This is a genomic window from Curtobacterium flaccumfaciens, from assembly GCF_051548005.1.
Classification (GTDB): Bacteria; Actinomycetota; Actinomycetes; order Actinomycetales; family Microbacteriaceae; genus Curtobacterium.
In genome coordinates this window covers 1-15,556 of record NZ_JBPUGH010000075.1, presented here as the reverse complement: position 1 = coordinate 15,556, position 15,556 = coordinate 1, and the positions used below count along the sequence as shown (strand labels likewise).

At 70.3% G+C, this 15,556-nt stretch carries 19 protein-coding genes; 13 read left to right on the top strand and 6 right to left on the bottom strand.

All coding sequences use genetic code 11. From position 1 onward, the window contains the following. Nucleotides 1–156 precede the first annotated feature (156 nt). Both ACSW7Y_RS10255 and ACSW7Y_RS10250 read right to left on the bottom strand, forming a co-directional pair. Nucleotides 157–531 (bottom strand): hypothetical protein, encoded by a 375-nt coding sequence (locus ACSW7Y_RS10255; RefSeq protein ID WP_438126187.1) that lies wholly within the window; start codon nucleotides 529–531, stop codon nucleotides 157–159. A 62-nt stretch (nucleotides 532–593) separates the two neighbouring features. After that, a complete protein-coding gene (locus tag ACSW7Y_RS10250) occupies nucleotides 594–1,550 on the bottom strand; it encodes a cation diffusion facilitator family transporter (RefSeq protein ID WP_438126186.1) in 957 nt (318 codons plus the stop codon). A 60-nt stretch (nucleotides 1,551–1,610) separates the two neighbouring features. On the opposite strand from ACSW7Y_RS10250, the gene proC reads away from it, so the two are divergent. Further along, nucleotides 1,611–2,441 carry a pyrroline-5-carboxylate reductase gene (gene proC, locus ACSW7Y_RS10245; protein ID WP_438126185.1) on the top strand — a complete coding sequence of 277 codons (831 nt, stop codon included), beginning with the start codon at nucleotides 1,611–1,613 and terminating at the stop codon, nucleotides 2,439–2,441. Between the two features lie 84 nt (nucleotides 2,442–2,525). On the opposite strand, the gene ACSW7Y_RS10240 is transcribed toward proC, so the two are convergent. After that, the gene (locus ACSW7Y_RS10240) at nucleotides 2,526–3,212 is read right to left on the bottom strand and encodes a potassium channel family protein (protein ID WP_438126190.1); all 687 of its coding nucleotides are present in this window, start codon (nucleotides 3,210–3,212) and stop codon (nucleotides 2,526–2,528) included. A 16-nt stretch (nucleotides 3,213–3,228) separates the two neighbouring features. Further along, complete coding sequence (locus tag ACSW7Y_RS10235) at nucleotides 3,229–4,662, bottom strand: TrkH family potassium uptake protein (RefSeq protein ID WP_438126184.1); 1,434 nt, start codon at nucleotides 4,660–4,662, stop codon at nucleotides 3,229–3,231. A 75-nt stretch (nucleotides 4,663–4,737) separates the two neighbouring features. Between ACSW7Y_RS10235 and ACSW7Y_RS10230 the strand changes: the two genes are divergently transcribed. From ACSW7Y_RS10230 to ACSW7Y_RS10210, 5 genes are all read left to right on the top strand, one after another. Next, nucleotides 4,738–5,253 (top strand): ArsR/SmtB family transcription factor, encoded by a 516-nt coding sequence (locus ACSW7Y_RS10230; RefSeq protein ID WP_438126183.1) that lies wholly within the window; start codon nucleotides 4,738–4,740, stop codon nucleotides 5,251–5,253. A gap of 241 nt (nucleotides 5,254–5,494) precedes the next feature. Further along, nucleotides 5,495–5,689, top strand: coding sequence for a helix-turn-helix domain-containing protein (locus ACSW7Y_RS10225; RefSeq protein WP_022902482.1), 195 nt, complete (start codon nucleotides 5,495–5,497; stop codon nucleotides 5,687–5,689). A 134-nt stretch (nucleotides 5,690–5,823) separates the two neighbouring features. Next, nucleotides 5,824–5,922 (top strand): 30S ribosomal protein bS22, encoded by a 99-nt coding sequence (locus tag ACSW7Y_RS10220; protein ID WP_003792170.1) that lies wholly within the window; start codon nucleotides 5,824–5,826, stop codon nucleotides 5,920–5,922. A gap of 155 nt (nucleotides 5,923–6,077) precedes the next feature. Further along, complete coding sequence (locus ACSW7Y_RS10215) at nucleotides 6,078–6,332, top strand: glutaredoxin family protein (RefSeq protein WP_438126182.1); 255 nt, start codon at nucleotides 6,078–6,080, stop codon at nucleotides 6,330–6,332. Continuing rightward, the gene (locus ACSW7Y_RS10210; RefSeq protein ID WP_438126181.1) at nucleotides 6,329–6,622 is read left to right on the top strand and encodes a Dabb family protein; all 294 of its coding nucleotides are present in this window, start codon (nucleotides 6,329–6,331) and stop codon (nucleotides 6,620–6,622) included. Before ACSW7Y_RS10215 ends, ACSW7Y_RS10210 begins: the two co-directional genes overlap by 4 nt. Nucleotides 6,623–6,712: 90 nt before the next feature. Here ACSW7Y_RS10210 and aspS read toward each other — a convergent pair whose 3' ends face one another. After that, the gene (aspS, locus tag ACSW7Y_RS10205; protein ID WP_438126180.1) at nucleotides 6,713–8,053 is read right to left on the bottom strand and encodes an aspartate--tRNA(Asn) ligase; all 1,341 of its coding nucleotides are present in this window, start codon (nucleotides 8,051–8,053) and stop codon (nucleotides 6,713–6,715) included. A 109-nt stretch (nucleotides 8,054–8,162) separates the two neighbouring features. On the opposite strand from aspS, the gene ACSW7Y_RS10200 reads away from it, so the two are divergent. Next, nucleotides 8,163–8,531, top strand: coding sequence for a hypothetical protein (locus ACSW7Y_RS10200; protein ID WP_438126179.1), 369 nt, complete (start codon nucleotides 8,163–8,165; stop codon nucleotides 8,529–8,531). A gap of 194 nt (nucleotides 8,532–8,725) precedes the next feature. Here ACSW7Y_RS10200 and ACSW7Y_RS10195 read toward each other — a convergent pair whose 3' ends face one another. Continuing rightward, on the bottom strand, nucleotides 8,726–9,100 hold the full coding sequence (locus ACSW7Y_RS10195; RefSeq protein ID WP_438126189.1) for a MerR family transcriptional regulator: 375 nt from the start codon (nucleotides 9,098–9,100) through the stop codon (nucleotides 8,726–8,728). Nucleotides 9,101–9,158: 58 nt separating this feature from the next. On the opposite strand from ACSW7Y_RS10195, the gene ACSW7Y_RS10190 reads away from it, so the two are divergent. The 6 genes from ACSW7Y_RS10190 to ccsB all read left to right on the top strand — a co-directional run bounded on the left by ACSW7Y_RS10190 (nucleotide 9,159) and on the right by ccsB (nucleotide 15,487). Continuing rightward, nucleotides 9,159–10,649: a SulP family inorganic anion transporter gene (locus tag ACSW7Y_RS10190; RefSeq protein WP_438126178.1), complete on the top strand. Its 1,491-nt coding sequence runs from the start codon at nucleotides 9,159–9,161 to the stop codon at nucleotides 10,647–10,649. 79 nt (nucleotides 10,650–10,728) lie between these two features. Next, nucleotides 10,729–11,385 (top strand): histidine phosphatase family protein, encoded by a 657-nt coding sequence (locus tag ACSW7Y_RS10185; RefSeq protein ID WP_438126177.1) that lies wholly within the window; start codon nucleotides 10,729–10,731, stop codon nucleotides 11,383–11,385. Next, nucleotides 11,382–12,002, top strand: a complete 621-nt coding sequence (locus ACSW7Y_RS10180; RefSeq protein ID WP_438126176.1) for a TlpA family protein disulfide reductase — start codon at nucleotides 11,382–11,384, stop codon at nucleotides 12,000–12,002. Before ACSW7Y_RS10185 ends, ACSW7Y_RS10180 begins: the two co-directional genes overlap by 4 nt. 44 nt (nucleotides 12,003–12,046) lie before the next feature. Then, nucleotides 12,047–12,745, top strand: a complete 699-nt coding sequence (locus ACSW7Y_RS10175; RefSeq protein ID WP_438126188.1) for a cytochrome c biogenesis CcdA family protein — start codon at nucleotides 12,047–12,049, stop codon at nucleotides 12,743–12,745. Then, nucleotides 12,729–14,492, top strand: coding sequence for a cytochrome c biogenesis protein ResB (gene resB, locus ACSW7Y_RS10170; RefSeq protein ID WP_438126175.1), 1,764 nt, complete (start codon nucleotides 12,729–12,731; stop codon nucleotides 14,490–14,492). The genes ACSW7Y_RS10175 and resB overlap by 17 nt, the downstream gene beginning before the upstream one ends. Nucleotides 14,493–14,494: 2 nt before the next feature. Further along, nucleotides 14,495–15,487, top strand: coding sequence for a c-type cytochrome biogenesis protein CcsB (gene ccsB / locus ACSW7Y_RS10165; protein WP_438126174.1), 993 nt, complete (start codon nucleotides 14,495–14,497; stop codon nucleotides 15,485–15,487). Nucleotides 15,488–15,556: the final 69 nt, after the last annotated feature.

Here is a 15,556-nt window from a genome sequence, read left to right as displayed (position 1 = left end):
GCCTGCGGGGGCGCGACGTCCGCGACGGGGCGCGATCCTCGAAGCCGTCGCAGACGGGAAGCGCGCGCAGACGGGAAGCGCGCGCAGACGGACGGGAGGCGCGGTGCCAGCTGGCACCGCGCCTCCCGTCCGCACGTCGGCGGGTCCGTCAGGTCGTCACCAGATGACGGCGATGAGCACGTTCACGATCGCGAGCGCGCCGGCCGAGTGGAAGAACGGCAGTGCGGCCTTGTCCTTCGCCTGGCCGGCGTCCGCCCGCTTCTGCCTCGAGCGGGCGACGAACGCGAGCACGAGCGCGACCAGGGCGATGACGAGCTTGACGCCGAGCTTGGCGTGGTTCGCTCCGCCGTCCGTGGTGGCGTCGATGAGACCCATCAGCCCGAGGCCCGTCACGAGCTGCGTCACGAGGCCGATGATCGCCCAGTTCGTCTCGAACCCGCCCTTGCGGCGCACCTGGAACAGGAACGAACCGATCACCGCCGCGAGGCCGATGAAGTGGAGGATGAGCAGGACGTCACGGAGCGCGGTCATGCCGCCATCGTGCAACATCCGGTATGCGGGCCGCCAGCAAGGCGACCCTCAGTCGAGGCCGATCAGTCGGCAGCGCGGAGGACGATGGCCTCGGTCGGCGGCCGCGGTCCGGTGCGGAGCACGTCGGGCTCGACGTAGATCACCCGGGCGATCGGCACCGCCTGGCGGACCCGGTGTTCGACGGTGTCGATGCCCGCCGCGACGTCGCCGAGCCGCCGGTCGCCGTCGACCGCGACCTTCACGCCGACCATGAGCTCGTCCGGGCCGAGGTAGAGCGTCTTGATGTGGATGATCGACTCGACCTCGGGGCCGTCGAGCACGGCGTCCTTGATCTTGGCGACGTCGGCCGCGGTGGCCCCCTCGCCCACGAGCAGGCTCTTCGTCTCGACGCCGAGCACCAGTGCCACGGCGATCAGCAGCACCGCGATGAGGATCGTGCCGATCGCGTCGAACACCCCGTTGCCGGTGATCGCGGTCAGGCCGACGCCGAACAACGCGAAGACGAGGCCGGTCAGCGCGGCGGTGTCCTCGAGCATGACCACCGGGAGCTCCGGGGCCTTGGCGCGTCGCACGTACTGCACCCACGACAGCGAGCCCTTGTTCGGCCGTGCCTCGCGGAGTGCCGTCCGGAGCGAGAAGCCCTCGAGGCCGATCGCGATGACGAGCACGAGCAGCGGGAGCCACCAGCTCTCGAGCGGGTGCGGGTTCCGCAGCTTCTCGATGCCCTCGTAGAGCGAGAACACGCCGCCGACGGAGAACAGCACGATCGACACGACGAACGCGTACACGTACCGCTCGCGCCCGTAGCCGAACGGATGCTCCTCGTCCGCGGCCCGCCGTGCCCGCCGACCGCCGAGCAGCAGCAGGAGTTGGTTCGCCGAGTCGGCGAGGGAGTGCACGCCCTCCGCCAGCATCGACGCCGAGCCGCTGATCGCCGCCGCGACGAACTTCACGATCGCGATGCCGACGTTCGCACCGAGTGCGGCGAGGATCGCCTTCGTGCCTCCGGAAGCGCTCACGGGTACCCCTTCAGTCCTGGCCTGACTGACGATCCTAGGCCGTCGGTAGGGTCGGGGGTCATGACCATCGAACTGCCCCGCACCGCCCTGCTCGGCGTCGGTTCCATGTCCGGCGCGGTCCTCGACGGGCTCCTCGCCGCCGGTCTCGACCCGTCGACCGTCGTCCTCACGACGAAGTCGGAGGCGTCCGCGGCGGCGCACCGTGCTCGTGGGCTCGACGCGCACGCGAGCGACACCGAGCCCGACGCGAACCGCACCGCCGTCCGTGGAGCGGGGCTCGTCGTCGTCGGGGTGAAGCCGTACATGATCGCCGACCTCCTCGCCGAGGTCGCGGACGACCTCGCACCCGGGACGGTCCTCGTCAGCGTCGCCGTCGGCACCACGACCGCGAGCATGGAGGCGGCCGTACCCGAGGGCGTCCGGGTCGTCCGGGCGCTGCCGAACACGCCGATCGGTGTCGGGCAGGGCGTCACCGGGATCAGCGCCGGGGCCTCGGCCGACGAGGACGCGGTCGCACTCGCGTCGTCGGTCTTCTCGGTGTCGGGCTCGGTGATCGAGGTGCCCGAGTCCCAGCTCGACGCCCTGTCGGCGGTGTCCGGCTCCGGCCCCGCCTACGTGTTCCTGCTCGTGGAGCAGTGGCAGCGGGCGGCCGAGGAACTCGGGTTCACGCCGGAGCAGGCCGCCACCATGGTGCAGGGCACGGTGAGCGGGGCGGTCGCGCTCCTCGAGTCCTCCGGGAAGACGCCGGCGGAGCTCCGCCGTGCCGTCACCAGCCCGAAGGGCACCACCGAGCGCGCCCTCGCGGTCCTGCAGGACGCCGACCTCTCGGCGACGCTGCTGCGCGCGTCGCGCGCTGCCATCGCGCGGGCCGAGGAGATCGCGGCCGGCTGACGCGGCTGCGGTGGACGTGACCACGGGGCGGCCTGGAGGCGCGGTGCGGGCCCGCCACCTGCCTCCCGGCCGTGACCCGACCGCTCACTCCACGGCTGCGAAGCGCTCCAGGTCGGCGGTCGCGCCCGAGACGATGATGACGTCGTCCTCGCCGATGACGCTCTCGGGCGTGGCGGGAACGAACGCCTGCCCCGGGGTCTTGATCCCGAGCACCGTCAGGCCGAAGCGCGTCCGGATGACCGTCGTCGCGAGGTCCTTCCCGCGCACCGCAGCCGGCGGGAACATCTTCACGACGGCGAAGTCGTCGTCGAACTGGATGAAGTCGAGCATCCGGCCCGAGACGAGGTGTGCGGTGCGCTCACCGGCCTCGCGCTCCGGGTAGACGACGTGGTTCGCGCCGATGCGCGACAGGATCACGCCGTGCGAGCGGCTGACGGCCTTCGCCCAGATCTGGGGGATGCCGAGGTCGACGAGGTTCGCCGTGATGAGGACGCTCGACTCCAGGTCCGAGCCGACACCGACGACGGCGATCGCGAAGTCCTGGGCGCCGATCTGCCGGAGTGCGTCCATGTCGGTCGCGTCGGCCTGCACCGCGTGGGTCACGCGGTCGGACCACTTCTGCACGAGGCCCGCGTCCGTGTCGACCACGAGGACCTCACGGTGCTGTCGCTCGAGCTGCCCGGCGGTCGCGGCACCGAAGCGGCCGAGACCGATCACCAGGACCGGCGCGTCGTGGCTGACGGCGCCGGCGAGCGGGTGCGTGGACGGCAGCGGGGTGCGGGAACGGTCAGCCAACGATCGGCCTCTCCTCGGGGCGACGGAACAACTGCCGGCTCTGGCTGGCGGCGAGGGCTGCGGCGATCGTCACTGTACCGACCCGGCCGAGGAACATCGTGGCGGCGAGCACGTACTTGCCGGCCTCGGGCAGTTCGGCGGAGATGCCGGAGGACAGGCCGCACGTGGCGAAGGCCGAGATCACCTCGAACAGGACGCGGTCGAGCGAGTCGCGCGTGATCTGCAGGAGGGTGATGGTCGAGACGGCGACGATCGTCGCTCCCCAGAGCACGACGGCGACCGCGACGCGGAGCACGTCGCTCGGGATGCGACGCCCGAAGGCCTCCATGCTCTGCCGGCCGCGCGCCTCGGCGACGGCGGCGAGGAAGAGCACGGCGAGGGTCGTCACCTTGATGCCGCCGGCGGTCGAGGCCGAGCCGCCACCGATGAACATGAGCATGTCCGTGACGAGCAGGCTCGCGCCGTGCATCTGTTCGACGTCGATGGTCGCGAAGCCGCCCGAGCGGGTCATCGTCGAGAAGAAGAGTGCCTGGAACGCCGTGTGACCGGCACCGGCCTCACCGAGCGTGGCCTTGTTCGACGCCTCGAGCGCGGTGTAGACGACCGCGCCGACGAGGAGCAGGACCGCGCTCGTGACGAGGGTGAGCTTGACGTGGAGCGACCAGCGTCGCGGCGTGCGGAACTGCTTGGTGATGGTGCGGATGACGGGGAACCCGATCGACCCCGCGACGACCGCGATCATGAGGAGGGTCAGGAACCAGTAGTCGTTCGCGAAGGGCGTCAGGCCCTCGGCGTTGGGGGAGAAGCCCGTGTTCGTGAAGGCCATCGCGGCGTAGTAGAAGGCATCACCGACCGCGGTCCAGAACGGGTAACCGGCGACGAGCACCGACGGGAGCAGCAGCAGGCCGACCGCGATCTCGATGGTCAGGGTGCTCACCGCCACCGTCGCGAGCAGCGTGCCGACCTCTCCGAGCCGGACCGCCTGCCCCTCGGGCACGGCGCCGTGGTGGGTGCGGAGCGGGTTCGAGTCACCAGCGGCCATGAGCTTCGCCCGCAGTCCGAGCCGGCGCGTCACGACGAGACCGAGGATCGAGGCGAAGGTGAGCACGCCGACCGCACCGATCTGCGTACCGACGACGATGACGACCTTGCCGAACACCGACCAGTGGGTCGCCATGTCGACGGTCGCGAGCCCGGTGACGCAGACCACGGACGCCGCGGTGAAGAGCGCGTCGGAGAAGTGCGTCGCTCGTCCGTCCGCTGCCGCCAACGGCGTCATGAAGAGCGACGTGAACACGAAGATCAACGCCAGGAACACCAGGATCGCCAGGCGGGACGGCGACGCCCGGAGGACCGCTCCGAGCTGAGCCAGGCGACGACGCGAGGTCGACGGACCGAGGCGCAGCTCTTCCGTGCGGTCCAGCATCGTCGTATGCCTCCGGGGACATGGGCGGGTCGCATGGCATGGTACATCCGCGACGGGGCGGATAGCCTTGCCCCCATGGCCGACATCTTCTCCGTCGTGGCGGACCCCACCCGACGCGAACTGCTCGGAGCGCTCCTCGCCGCCTACGGGTCGGACGTCACCGGCGGCGAACTCAGCGTCGGCCAGCTCGTCGAGAAGCTTGGCGTCAGCCAGCCGACCGTTTCGAAGCACCTGCGCGTGCTCCGTGACATCGGACTCGTGTCCAGTCGCGAGGAGGGCCAGCACCGCTACTACCGTCTCGACCCGGAACCGCTCCTGCCCGTGGAGGAGTGGGTCCTGTCGTTCACGGGGGCGGTCGACGCCGACGGCACCCCGGCCACGACCGCGTGGACGCCGGACGGGCAACCGGTCTCGGTGCGTCGGAACGGTGCCGCGGGCAAGGCCACCGTCGAGGTCGGTACGGAGCTCGGCCGCGTCATGGCGGAGGCGTCCTACCGTGCCTCGGCGGCGCTCACGGGAGCACAGCAGGGCTGGGAACGCGTCGTCGACCGCGGCCGGAAGCGCTTCACCCGCCGGGGCGACGAGGACTGAGCACGCTCGCCCGGCACCGGCACCGGCACCGGCACCGGCACCGGCACCGGCGCGGGCACCGGCTGCGCCCGCTCGCCCGACGCCCTCCGGGGCGTGCGCTCGTCGCTGTCGTGGCCGAGTCGTGACCGCGCGCCTGGACACGCTCTCCCACCGGCCTCTACAGTGATCAGAGACCACACAGGTCACACCCAACCCGTGCGTTCGGCGCCCGTCGCCCAGCACGAGTCCCCGAAGGCGGATCATGACCGGCAGTTTCGACGACGTGCGTTTCCTCACCGTGGCCGAGGTCGCGGAGATGATGCGCGTCTCGAAGATGACCGTCTACCGCATGGTGCACGCCGGGGAGCTCCCGGCCATCCGCTTCGGTCGGTCGTTCCGCGTGCCGGAGTCGGCGGTCGCCGACGTCCTGCGCGGGGGCATCGCCGACGTCGGCTGACCGCCCACCGCGCCGGGTGCGGCCACCGTGTTCGACAGGACCGGCGCGCTCCGCTAGACTCGGCCGGGTTGATTTTCCGCGGTCCCGACGGGCGCGGTGTCCACACATCAGCATCGTTCCGAGCGAGGTCCACTATGGGTTCTGTCATCAAGAAGCGCCGCAAGCGCATGGCGAAGAAGAAGCACCGCAAGCTCCTTCGCAAGACGCGCCACCAGCGTCGCAACAAGAAGTAGGCGCAGCGAAGTAAGTCCAGTACTTGCACCCGAAGCCCCGGTCCGCCGGGGCTTTCGTGTTCCCCGGCCCGCCCCGCTCGAGACTTCCGGCCCGCCGGGTTCGGGTACGCCACGCATGCCGGAGGGCTTCGGACACCGGCCGGTACGCTGATGCCATGCCCGCCGTGACCCTCCTGACGAAGCCCGGATGCCACCTCTGCGACGACGCTCGACCGATCGTCGAACGGGTCGTCGCCGAACACCCCGGTGTCACGCTGCAGGAGCGGTCGATCCTCGACGACGACACCCTCCGCGAGGAGTACGCCGAGGACATCCCGGTCGTCCTGGTCGACGGGCGCGTCCACAGCAACTGGCACGTCGACGCCGACCGGCTCCACCGTGCCCTCGAGAAGGCAGAGGCCTCCGCATGATCCACCACGTCGTCGCCTGGACCCTCCGTGAGGACGTCGATCGCGACGCCTCGATCGCCCGTGTGCGGGAGCTCCTCACGGGGCTGGTCGGGACCGTGCCGTCGATCCGCTCGCTCGAGGTCGTCGAGAACGTCGCCTACCCGGACAAGAACTCCGACCTCGCCGTCGTCGCGACCTTCGACGACCTCGCCGGGCTCGACGCGTACCAGGTGCACCCGGACCACCAGGCGGCGGCCGCGGAGATCCGCGGACTGGTCACGGGGCGGGCGGCCATCGACTGGCAGAGCTGAGCCGAGCCTCCCGGCCGGTCGCCTCGCGACCACCCGGAACGCGACAGCCCCCTCCCGATCGGGAGGGGGCTGTCGTCGTGCGGCGCGGGACTACGGGGTGAGGCGCGTCGGACCGCGGAACAGGTACGTCACCTCGCGGATCGACGGCTCGTGCAGCGCGAGCATGAGCACGCGCGCGAGGCCCATGCCGAAGCCGCCGTGCGGCGGGACGCCGTAGCGGAAGAAGTCGAGGTACCAGTCGATCTCGGCGGTGTCGAGGCCCTTCTCCTCCGCCTGCGCGGCGAGCCGGTCGACCCGGTGCTCGCGCTGCGCACCGGTGGAGATCTCCGCGCCGTTGAACAGCAGGTCGTAGCTGTTCGTGAGCGTCGGGTCGTCCTCGTGACGCATGTGGTAGTACGGCCGGATCGAGGCGTCGTAGTCGGTGACGAAGACGAACTCGGAGCCGTGGGTCTCCTTGGCCCAGGCGCTCACACGGCGCTCGCCCTCGGGGTCGAGGTCGCCGTCGGCGCGCACCACGTCGTAGCCGCTGTCGGCCACGATCTTCCGTGCCTCGGCGAGCGTCACGCGCGGGAACGGGGCGGTCGGGACGACGAACTCGAAGCCGAAGACCTCCTCGATCTCCTTGCCGTACTTCTCCTTGACGGCCGTGAAGCCGGCGACGAGGACCTCCTCGTGCATCGCCATGACGTCCTGGTGCGACTCCACCCACGAGATCTCGGCGTCGACGCTCGTGAACTCGGTCGCGTGACGGCTCGTGAACGACGGGTCGGCGCGGAAGGCGTCGGCGATCTCGAAGACGGCCCCGAAGCCGGCCGGCTGGGCCATCTGCTTGAAGTTCTGCGGCGACTGGGCCAGGTACGCGGTCGTCTCGAAGTACTCGAGCTGGAAGAGCTCGGCGCGCGACTCGGACGCCGACGCCATGAGCTTCGGCGTGTGGATCTCGATGTAGTCGCGGTCGATCCAGTACGAGCGGAACGCGTGCTCCATGGTCGTCTGGATGCGGAAGATGAGGTTCTGCTTGCGGTTGCGGAGGTCGAGGAAGCGCCAGTCGAGCCGCTTGTCGAGCGACGAGTCGTCCGCGATCGGGGTCTCCGGGATCGCGGCGCTGACGACCTCGAGCGAGCCGACCTTGACCTCGAGCCCGCCGAGCTTGACGCGCTCGTCGTGCTTGAGCGTGCCCTGCACGTGCACGAACGTCCCCTTGGCGAGGCCGGAGATCTCGTTCGTGGTGGCGAGCGCGGCCTGTGCGGCGTCGTCGCCGTCCTCGGCCTCACGGGTGGCGGGGTTCACGAGCTGCGCGGCGCCGGTCTCGTCGCGGAGGACGACGAACTGCACCTTCTTCTGGTCTCGGACGGTCTCGACCCATCCGGCGACGGAGACGGGGCCGTCGGGGAGCGCGGCGAGTTCGGCGATGCGGGTGCGTTCGATCACGGGGGTCGAGTCTAACCGGGTCCTCCACACCGGGTGCGATGCGCGGTGCGGTCCACAGGGTCGGCCGGGAGGCGCGGATCACCCCGCGCGGGTCCGTAGCGTCGTCGAGGTGGTCGGGTCGCGAGTTCTGGGAGGTGCGGTGACGGAAGGGAGCGAGGTGCTGGCGGCGTGGCCGCCGGCGGCGGTGGCGGTCGTCGTGGCAGCGGTCTGCACAGCGGCGTTCACGCTGCTCGTGGCGTTCGTCGGGGGCGTGTGGGCGGTGATCCGGTGGAGGCGGGACGTCGCTCGTGAGGAGCGCGACCGGGCGTGGTCCAGATTCGTGTGGATCGTCGATCAGGCCTGTGACGCGGACGTCGGGCGAGCGGAGATCGGGACCATCGGAGCCGACGCGATGTACGACATGCAGATGCTTCGCGAAGACGACGCCGTGCTCGGCACGATGGTGCTGGGACTCATCACCGGGAGGGAAGAAAGATGACGACGGAAGACCCGGTCCTGGCGCTGGTCCGACGGCGGCAGGAGGAGTGGCGGCAGCGGATTCGCCGGAAGTACCGACTGCGGCCGTGGAAGGCGCGTCGGCTCATCTGGGAGCACGACGAACTGATCCGACGGCAAGCCGAGTGGAGGGCGGCCCGGACAGAGCGCCGACGGCTCATCGAGGCGGGCCGGCTGTCAGGGGAGCGAAGCGCGGAGTGAACCGAGGGTGCCGATGAACTCCTCGGCCATGCCCGCGCGCTCGACGAGCTTCGCGTGCCGCGCCCTGGCGTCCTCGAGGAACTCGTCGAGCCGAGCAGCCAGGGCGGCCTCGTCGTCGCCGGCACGGGTGCGCAGGCCATCGACGACCCGCAGGAGCTCCGCCATCTCGTCGAGGGTGAAGCCGAGGGGCTTCATGCGACGGATCACGAGCAGCCGCTCGAGGTCCTCGGCGGTGTAGACGCGGAACCCGCCCGCGGTGCGACCGCTCGGGACGAGGAGCCCGACCTCGTCGTAGTGCCGGATCGTGCGCAGGGACATGCCGGCGCGCTCGGCCAGTTCCCCGATGTGCATCGTGTCCACCGGACCATCGTATCGACCCTACCCTCACGTGAGGGTAGAGTTGTCCGCGATGTCAGCGATCACCCACGCCCCGACGCCGCCGAGCGTCCTCGGCGCCCTCCGCTCCCCGCGCCTGCTCACCCGCGAGGTCCTCGCCGGCGTCGTCACGGCGCTGGCCCTCATCCCGGAAGCGATCTCCTTCTCGGTCGTCGCCGGGGTCGACCCGGCGGTCGGCCTGTTCTCCAGCGTGGTGATCGCGGTCGTGATCGCGTTCGTCGGCGGCCGGCCGGCGATGGTGTCCGCCGCGGCGGGCTCGGTCGCGCTCGTCATCGCACCGCTCGTCCGCGACCACGGCATCGCGTACCTCGTGCCCGCGGTGCTGCTCGGCGGCGTCGTGCAGATCGTCCTCGGCCTGCTCGGGGTCGCACGGCTGATGCGGTTCATCCCGCGGAGCGTGAACGTCGCGTTCGTGAACGCCCTCGCGATCCTCATCTTCACCGCGCAGCTCCCGAACCTGTTCGGCCACGACGTGCCGTTCGTGGTGTGGCCGCTGACGGCGCTCGGCATCGCGGTGATCGTCGGCTTCCCGTTCCTGACGAAGGCCGTCCCCGCGCCGCTCGTCGTCGTGGTCGTCATCACGGCGATCACGATCGTCTTCGGCGTCGCCGTGCCGACCGTGGGCGACGAGGGTGCCCTGCCGACGGCACTCCCCGGCTTCAACGGCGTCACCGTCCCGTTCAGCCTCGAGACGCTGCAGATCATCGCGCCGTACGCGTTCGGCATGGCGGTCGTGGGGCTCATCGAGACCCTGCTCACCGCCCAGCTCGTCGACGCGATCACCGAGACGGGGTCGAGCGGGTGGCGGGAGTCGTGGGGGCAGGGCATCGCGAACATCGCGTCGGCGTTCTTCGGTGGGACCGGCGGCTGCGCGATGATCGGTCAGACCGTGATCAACGTGAAGACCGCCGGCGCGCGGACCCGGATCTCGACCTTCGTCGCCGGCGTCTCCGTGCTGGTGCTCACCATCGTCCTGCACGACCTCGTCGCGCAGATCCCGATGGCCGCGCTCACCGCGGTGATGGTGATGGTGTGCGTCGCCACCTTCGACTGGCACAGCATCCGGCCGAACACCCTGCGCCGGATGCCGCTCGGCGAGACCGTCGTGATGGCGCTCACGGTCGTGGTCGTCGTGGCGACGGACAACCTCGCGACGGGGGTGCTCGTGGGAGTCGTGGCGGCCGCGCTGGTCTTCGCTCGTCGCGCTGCCCACGTGGTGTCGGTGGTCCGCGAACCCGTCGACGAGCAGACGGTGCGGTACCGCGTGCGGGGAGCCCTCTTCTTCGCGAGCTCGAACGACCTCGTGACCCGGTTCTCCTACGCCGAGGACCCCGAGCACGTCATCGTCGACATGACCGACGCGCACGTGTTCGACGCCAGCACCGTGGCTGCGCTCGACGGCGTCGAACAGCGGTACGCGCAGCACGGCTCGAGCGTCCGGGTGGAGAACCTCAACACCGGTTCGGTCGCCATCCACGGACGCCTGTCCGGCCACCTCGGCTGAGCGGACTCCTGAGCGTCCCTGCAGCCGTGAATCCCCTGGGCGGGGGGTGGGAGCGCCCGGGCGACCTAGACTGGAGGCCATGCCCGCGACCCGAGTCCACCTCGTCCGTCACGGCGAGGTGTACAACCCCGACCGTGTCCTCTACGGTCGGCTCCCGGGCTTCGGACTGAGCGACCTCGGCAAGCAGATGGCCGCCGCGTCAGCCGCTGCGTGGCACGACGCAGGCGTCGACGTCCGACGGATCGTGGCCTCGCCGCTGCAGCGCACGCAGGAGTCGGCGGCGCCCTGGGCCGAGGTCTACGGGCTCGAGGTCGCCCTCGACGAACGCCTCATCGAGCCGACGAACCGCTACGAGGGCCAGCCCCCGGGGTTCACCAAGCGGTCGATCGGCCGCCCGGCCGAGTGGCCCTGGATCGCGAACCCGTTCCGCCCGAGCTGGGGCGAGGCCTACGAGTCGATCGCGAACCGCATGCTCGCGGCCGTCGCCACGGCGTGGGAGAGCGTGGACGAGGGCGACGTCGTCCTCGTCAGCCACCAGCTGCCCATCTGGATGGTGCACCGCCGACTCGCCGGCGAGCACCTCTGGCACGACCCGCGGCAGCGTCGCTGCGACCTCTCCAGCATCACGACGCTCGAGCGTGTGCCCGCCACGCCGACCGGTCGCTTCACCGAGGTCGGGTACGCGGACCCGGCCGAACGGCTCCGGGCGTCCGCGATCGACGAAGGAGCAGTGTGAGGACCACCAGCAAGCGACTCGTGACCGTGGCGGCGACGGCGGTCGTCGCCGCGCTCGCCCTCGCCGGGTGCTCGTCGAGCAACGACGCGCTCACGAAGCAGTACGGCAACGGGACGACGCAGAACTACATCTCCGGCAACGGCGCGGTGACCGAGGTCGCCGTGGACGAGCGCACCGACCCGATCTCGTTCGACGTGAAGAGCATGACGGGGGAGCGGCTGTCGTCGAAGGCCCTCAAGGGCAAGGTCGTCGTCGTCAACTTCTGGTACGCCAGCTGCCCGCCGTGCCGAGCCGAGGCGAAGTACCTCGACAAGGTCGAGGCGAAGTACTCCACCGACGACGTCCAGTTCATCGGCGTGAACGTCCGCGACGAGCAGGGCACCGCCGAGGCCTTCGAGCGCACCTTCGGTGTCGACTACCCGACCGTGCTCGACGCCGGCACCGGGTCGATGCAGCTCGCGATGTCCGGCCAGGTCGCCCCGAACGCCGTCCCCGCGACGATCGTCCTCGACAAGGAGGGGCGGGTCGCGGCACGCGTCCTCGGTGCCGTCGACGGGCCGGGCATCCTCGACACCCTGGTCAGCGACGAGCTCACCGGGAAGGCCAAGGCCTCCTGACCGTGGCCAGCAACCCCTTCGCCGACGCGATCCTCAGCGGGCAGATGGCCGTGGCGTTGCCCGTGGCCGCGCTCGCCGGGCTCGTGTCGTTCCTGTCGCCGTGCGTCCTGCCGCTCGTGCCGGGCTACCTCGGGTACGTCGGGGGCGTCGCGGAGGGCGGGCAGCGCAAGGGGCGGGTCGTCCTGGGCGTGCTGCTCTTCATCGCCGGGTTCACCGCGGTCTTCGTCGCGTACACGACCGTGTTCGGGGCGCTCGGGTTCTGGCTCGTCCGGTGGCGCGACCTCATCACGCAGGTGCTCGGCGTCGTGGTCATCCTCATGGGCCTCGTGTTCGTCGGGCGCTTCACGTTCATGCAGCGCACGATCAAGCCGAGCTGGACGCCCGCGACCGGGCTCGTCGGCGCACCGCTGCTCGGCATCGTGTTCGGCCTCGGGTGGACGCCGTGCCTCGGCCCGACCCTCGCCGCGATCAACCTGCTCAGCGTCCAGTCGGGCAGTGCGTGGCAGGGCATGTGGCTCGGTGTGGCCTACTGCCTCGGGCTCGGCATCCCGTTCGTCCTCGTCGCGCTCGGCGCCGGCTGGGCCACCGGGGCGATCCGCGCCGTGAAGCGCCACATGCGCACCGTCAACATCATCGGAGGAGCGATCCTGATCGTCATCGGTCTGCTCATGGTCACCGGCATCTGGTCGGCCGTCTTGTCGAGCCTCGGGGCGGTGATCCAGAGCTTTGTCCCGGCAGTCTGAACACCAGGGCACGGCCACGCCCCGAGCCGAGGACGCGACCGACGCCCAGGAGGGCACCGACCTCGTCTCCGACCCGCAGCGACCGTCCGACCACGTCGACAGCGCCCCGGCGCCGCGTGAGCGTGACGCATCGGGCGGCGCCGAGGTCGCGCAGCCGAAGCTCGGCCTCGTCGGGTACCTCCGGTTCTTCTGGCGCCAACTGACGAGCATGCGCACGGCGCTGTTCCTGCTCATGCTGCTCGCCCTCGCAGCCATCCCGGGCTCGCTCGTCCCGCAGCGCACCGCCGACCCGAACGGTGTCGTGCAGTACAAGTCTGACCACCCTGCGCTCTACCCGGTGCTCGACAAGCTCCAGGTCTTCGACACCTACACGTCCGTGTGGTTCTCCGCGATCTACCTGCTGCTCTTCGTCTCGCTGATCGGCTGCATCGTCCCGCGGACGAAGCACCACTGGCAGGCGCTGCGCACCCGACCGCCGAAGACCCCCGTCCGGCTCGGCCGCCTCGCGGGCTTCCAGTCGGTGCCGGTGGACGCGACCAGCGTCACGACCGCGGCCGACGGAGCGGACGCCGCCACGGGCCTCCCGTCCGTCGACCACGCGGTGACGCGCGCCATGGCGATCCTCAAGCGCTCCGGGTACCGCGTGGAGCGGTTCGGCGACTCGGTCAGCGCGGAGCGCGGCTACCTGCGCGAGACCGGCAACCTCGTCTTCCACGCGGCCCTGGTCGGTGTGCTCCTCGCCGTCGGCGTCGGCGGTGGCTTCGGGTTCACCGGTCAGCGACTCCTCGTCGAGGGACAGACCTTCTCGAACAGCCTCGTGGCGTACGACTCGTTCAACCCGGGGCGGTGGTTCCAGCAGTCCGACCTGCAGGGCTACAACCTCAAGCTCGACAAGTTCGTGACGAAGTACGAGGAGAAGAACCTCAACGCCCTCGGACAGGCGCTCGACTACGACGCCACCGTCACGACCACCACGAAGAGCGGCCAGACGAAGACCCAGCGACTCGGCGTGAACGATCCGGTCTCGATCGGCGGGACGAACGTGTACCTGCTCGGCAACGGGTACGCCATGCAGGTGACCGTCCGGGACGGCAAGGGCAACGTGGCGTTCAAGGACGTCGTGCCCTTCCTGCCGCAGGACGCGAACTACACCTCCGTCGGCGTCATCAAGGTGCCGGACGCGAAGCCCGACCAGCTCGGCATCCAGGGCTTCTTCTACCCGACGGCGCAGGAGATGTCGACGGGTGCGTTCACGAGCACCTACCCCGACTCCGAGAACCCGCTGCTGAGCCTGCAGGTCTACACGGGCGACCTCGGTCTCGACGACGGGGTCCCGCAGAGCGTCTACACGCTCGACACCAGCGGACTCAAGGAGATCGCCGGTACCCGCGCGGACACCGCCTCGGTCCAGCTGAAGCCGGGTCAGACGAAGCAGCTGCCCGACGGTGCCGGGTCGATCACGTTCGACGGGGTGAAGCGCTACGTCTCCCTCGACGTGCACCACGACCCGTCGCAGCTCTGGGTGGGCGGCTTCGCGCTGCTCTCGACCCTGGGGCTCCTCACCTCGCTGTTCGTGCCCCGTCGCCGCGTGTGGGTCAAGGCCGTCCCGCGGAAGGGCGCGGAGCACGGGGAGTACGACCTCGAGTACGCGGGGCTCGCCCGCGGCGAGGACCCCAACCTCGAACGTGCGGTTGCGGAGATCGCCAAGCGGCACGTGTCAGACCTCGGCGTTAGGATGCCCCAGTGAACATGACCGCGACTCTGGCCAGCTACTCGGTCGTCCTGACGTACTCGGCGATGGCCGTCTACGTCATCGCGTTCATCGCGTTCGCGCTCGACATGGCGAAGCGCGCGGGCAACGTCGCGGCGTCTGAGGTCACCGCTGCTGCCCCGACCGCCGCAGCCCCCGCCGAGACCGTCGCGACGGTCCGCGGCGGCACCGTCGTGCTCGAGAAGGTGGACGCCGGCACCCCGGCCGACCCGACGAAGCGTGGCACCAAGTTCGAGCGCGTCGGCATGGCGATGATGATCCTCGGGGTCATCCTGCACATCGGCGCCGTCGTGCTCCGGGGCATCGCCGCTGACCGCGTGCCGTGGGGCAACATGTTCGAGTTCTCCCTCACGGGGACGGCGCTGATCGTGCTGATCTTCCTCGGGGTGCAGCTCTGGCAGAACCTCAAGTTCCTCGGCGTGTTCATCTCCGGTCTGACGCTCATCCTGCTCGGCGTCGCGACGGTGAACTACTACGTCCCGGTCGTCCCGCTCGTGGCTGCGCTGCAGTCGTACTGGCTCGTCATCCACGTGTTCGTCGCCATCGCCGGCACCGGGTTCTTCGCCCTGGGCGCCGGGCTCGCGGTGTCGCAGCTCGTGCAGACGTACCGCCAGGGGCGTCCGGTCTCGAAGAAGCTGCGCTTCATGGAGACGCTGCCCGACGCCGACCGCCTCGAGGTCCTGAGCTACCGCGTCATCCTCGTCGGCTTCGTCCTCTGGACCTTCACCCTCATCGCCGGTGCGATCTGGGCCGAGCGGGCCTGGGGCCGCTACTGGGGCTGGGACACGAAAGAGGTCTGGACCTTCATCATCTGGGTCCTCTACGCGGGCTACATCCACGCTCGCGCGACCCGCGGCTGGCGTGGCGCGCGGTCGTCGTGGCTGGCGCTCATCGGCTTCGGTGCGGTGATGTTCAACTTCTCCGTCGTCAACGTCTTCTTCAAGGGTCTGCACAGCTACTCGGGCCTGTGAGTGTGGGGTCTGTGAACGCGGGTCTGTGAACTCAGGGCGCTGAAGCGCCCACGACCGGACGGGAGGCGC

Bases quoted from the DNA above. Each gene is read 5' to 3' on its own strand.
- ACSW7Y_RS10255 (WP_438126187.1), bottom strand. From the start codon at position 531: ATGACCGCGCTCCGTGACGTCCTGCTCATCCTCCACTTCATCGGCCTC.
- proC (WP_438126185.1), top strand. From the start codon at position 1,611: ATGACCATCGAACTGCCCCGCACCGCCCTGCTCGGCGTCGGTTCCATG.
- ACSW7Y_RS10235 (WP_438126184.1), bottom strand. From the start codon at position 4,662: ATGCTGGACCGCACGGAAGAGCTGCGCCTCGGTCCGTCGACCTCGCGT.
- ACSW7Y_RS10230 (WP_438126183.1), top strand. From the start codon at position 4,738: ATGGCCGACATCTTCTCCGTCGTGGCGGACCCCACCCGACGCGAACTG.
- ACSW7Y_RS10225 (WP_022902482.1), top strand. From the start codon at position 5,495: ATGACCGGCAGTTTCGACGACGTGCGTTTCCTCACCGTGGCCGAGGTC.
- ACSW7Y_RS10220 (WP_003792170.1), top strand. From the start codon at position 5,824: ATGGGTTCTGTCATCAAGAAGCGCCGCAAGCGCATGGCGAAGAAGAAG.
- ACSW7Y_RS10215 (WP_438126182.1), top strand. From the start codon at position 6,078: ATGCCCGCCGTGACCCTCCTGACGAAGCCCGGATGCCACCTCTGCGAC.
- ACSW7Y_RS10210 (WP_438126181.1), top strand. From the start codon at position 6,329: ATGATCCACCACGTCGTCGCCTGGACCCTCCGTGAGGACGTCGATCGC.
- ACSW7Y_RS10195 (WP_438126189.1), bottom strand. From the start codon at position 9,100: ATGCACATCGGGGAACTGGCCGAGCGCGCCGGCATGTCCCTGCGCACG.
- ACSW7Y_RS10190 (WP_438126178.1), top strand. From the start codon at position 9,159: ATGTCAGCGATCACCCACGCCCCGACGCCGCCGAGCGTCCTCGGCGCC.
- ACSW7Y_RS10185 (WP_438126177.1), top strand. From the start codon at position 10,729: ATGCCCGCGACCCGAGTCCACCTCGTCCGTCACGGCGAGGTGTACAAC.
- ACSW7Y_RS10175 (WP_438126188.1), top strand. From the start codon at position 12,047: ATGGCCGTGGCGTTGCCCGTGGCCGCGCTCGCCGGGCTCGTGTCGTTC.
- ccsB (WP_438126174.1), top strand. From the start codon at position 14,495: ATGACCGCGACTCTGGCCAGCTACTCGGTCGTCCTGACGTACTCGGCG.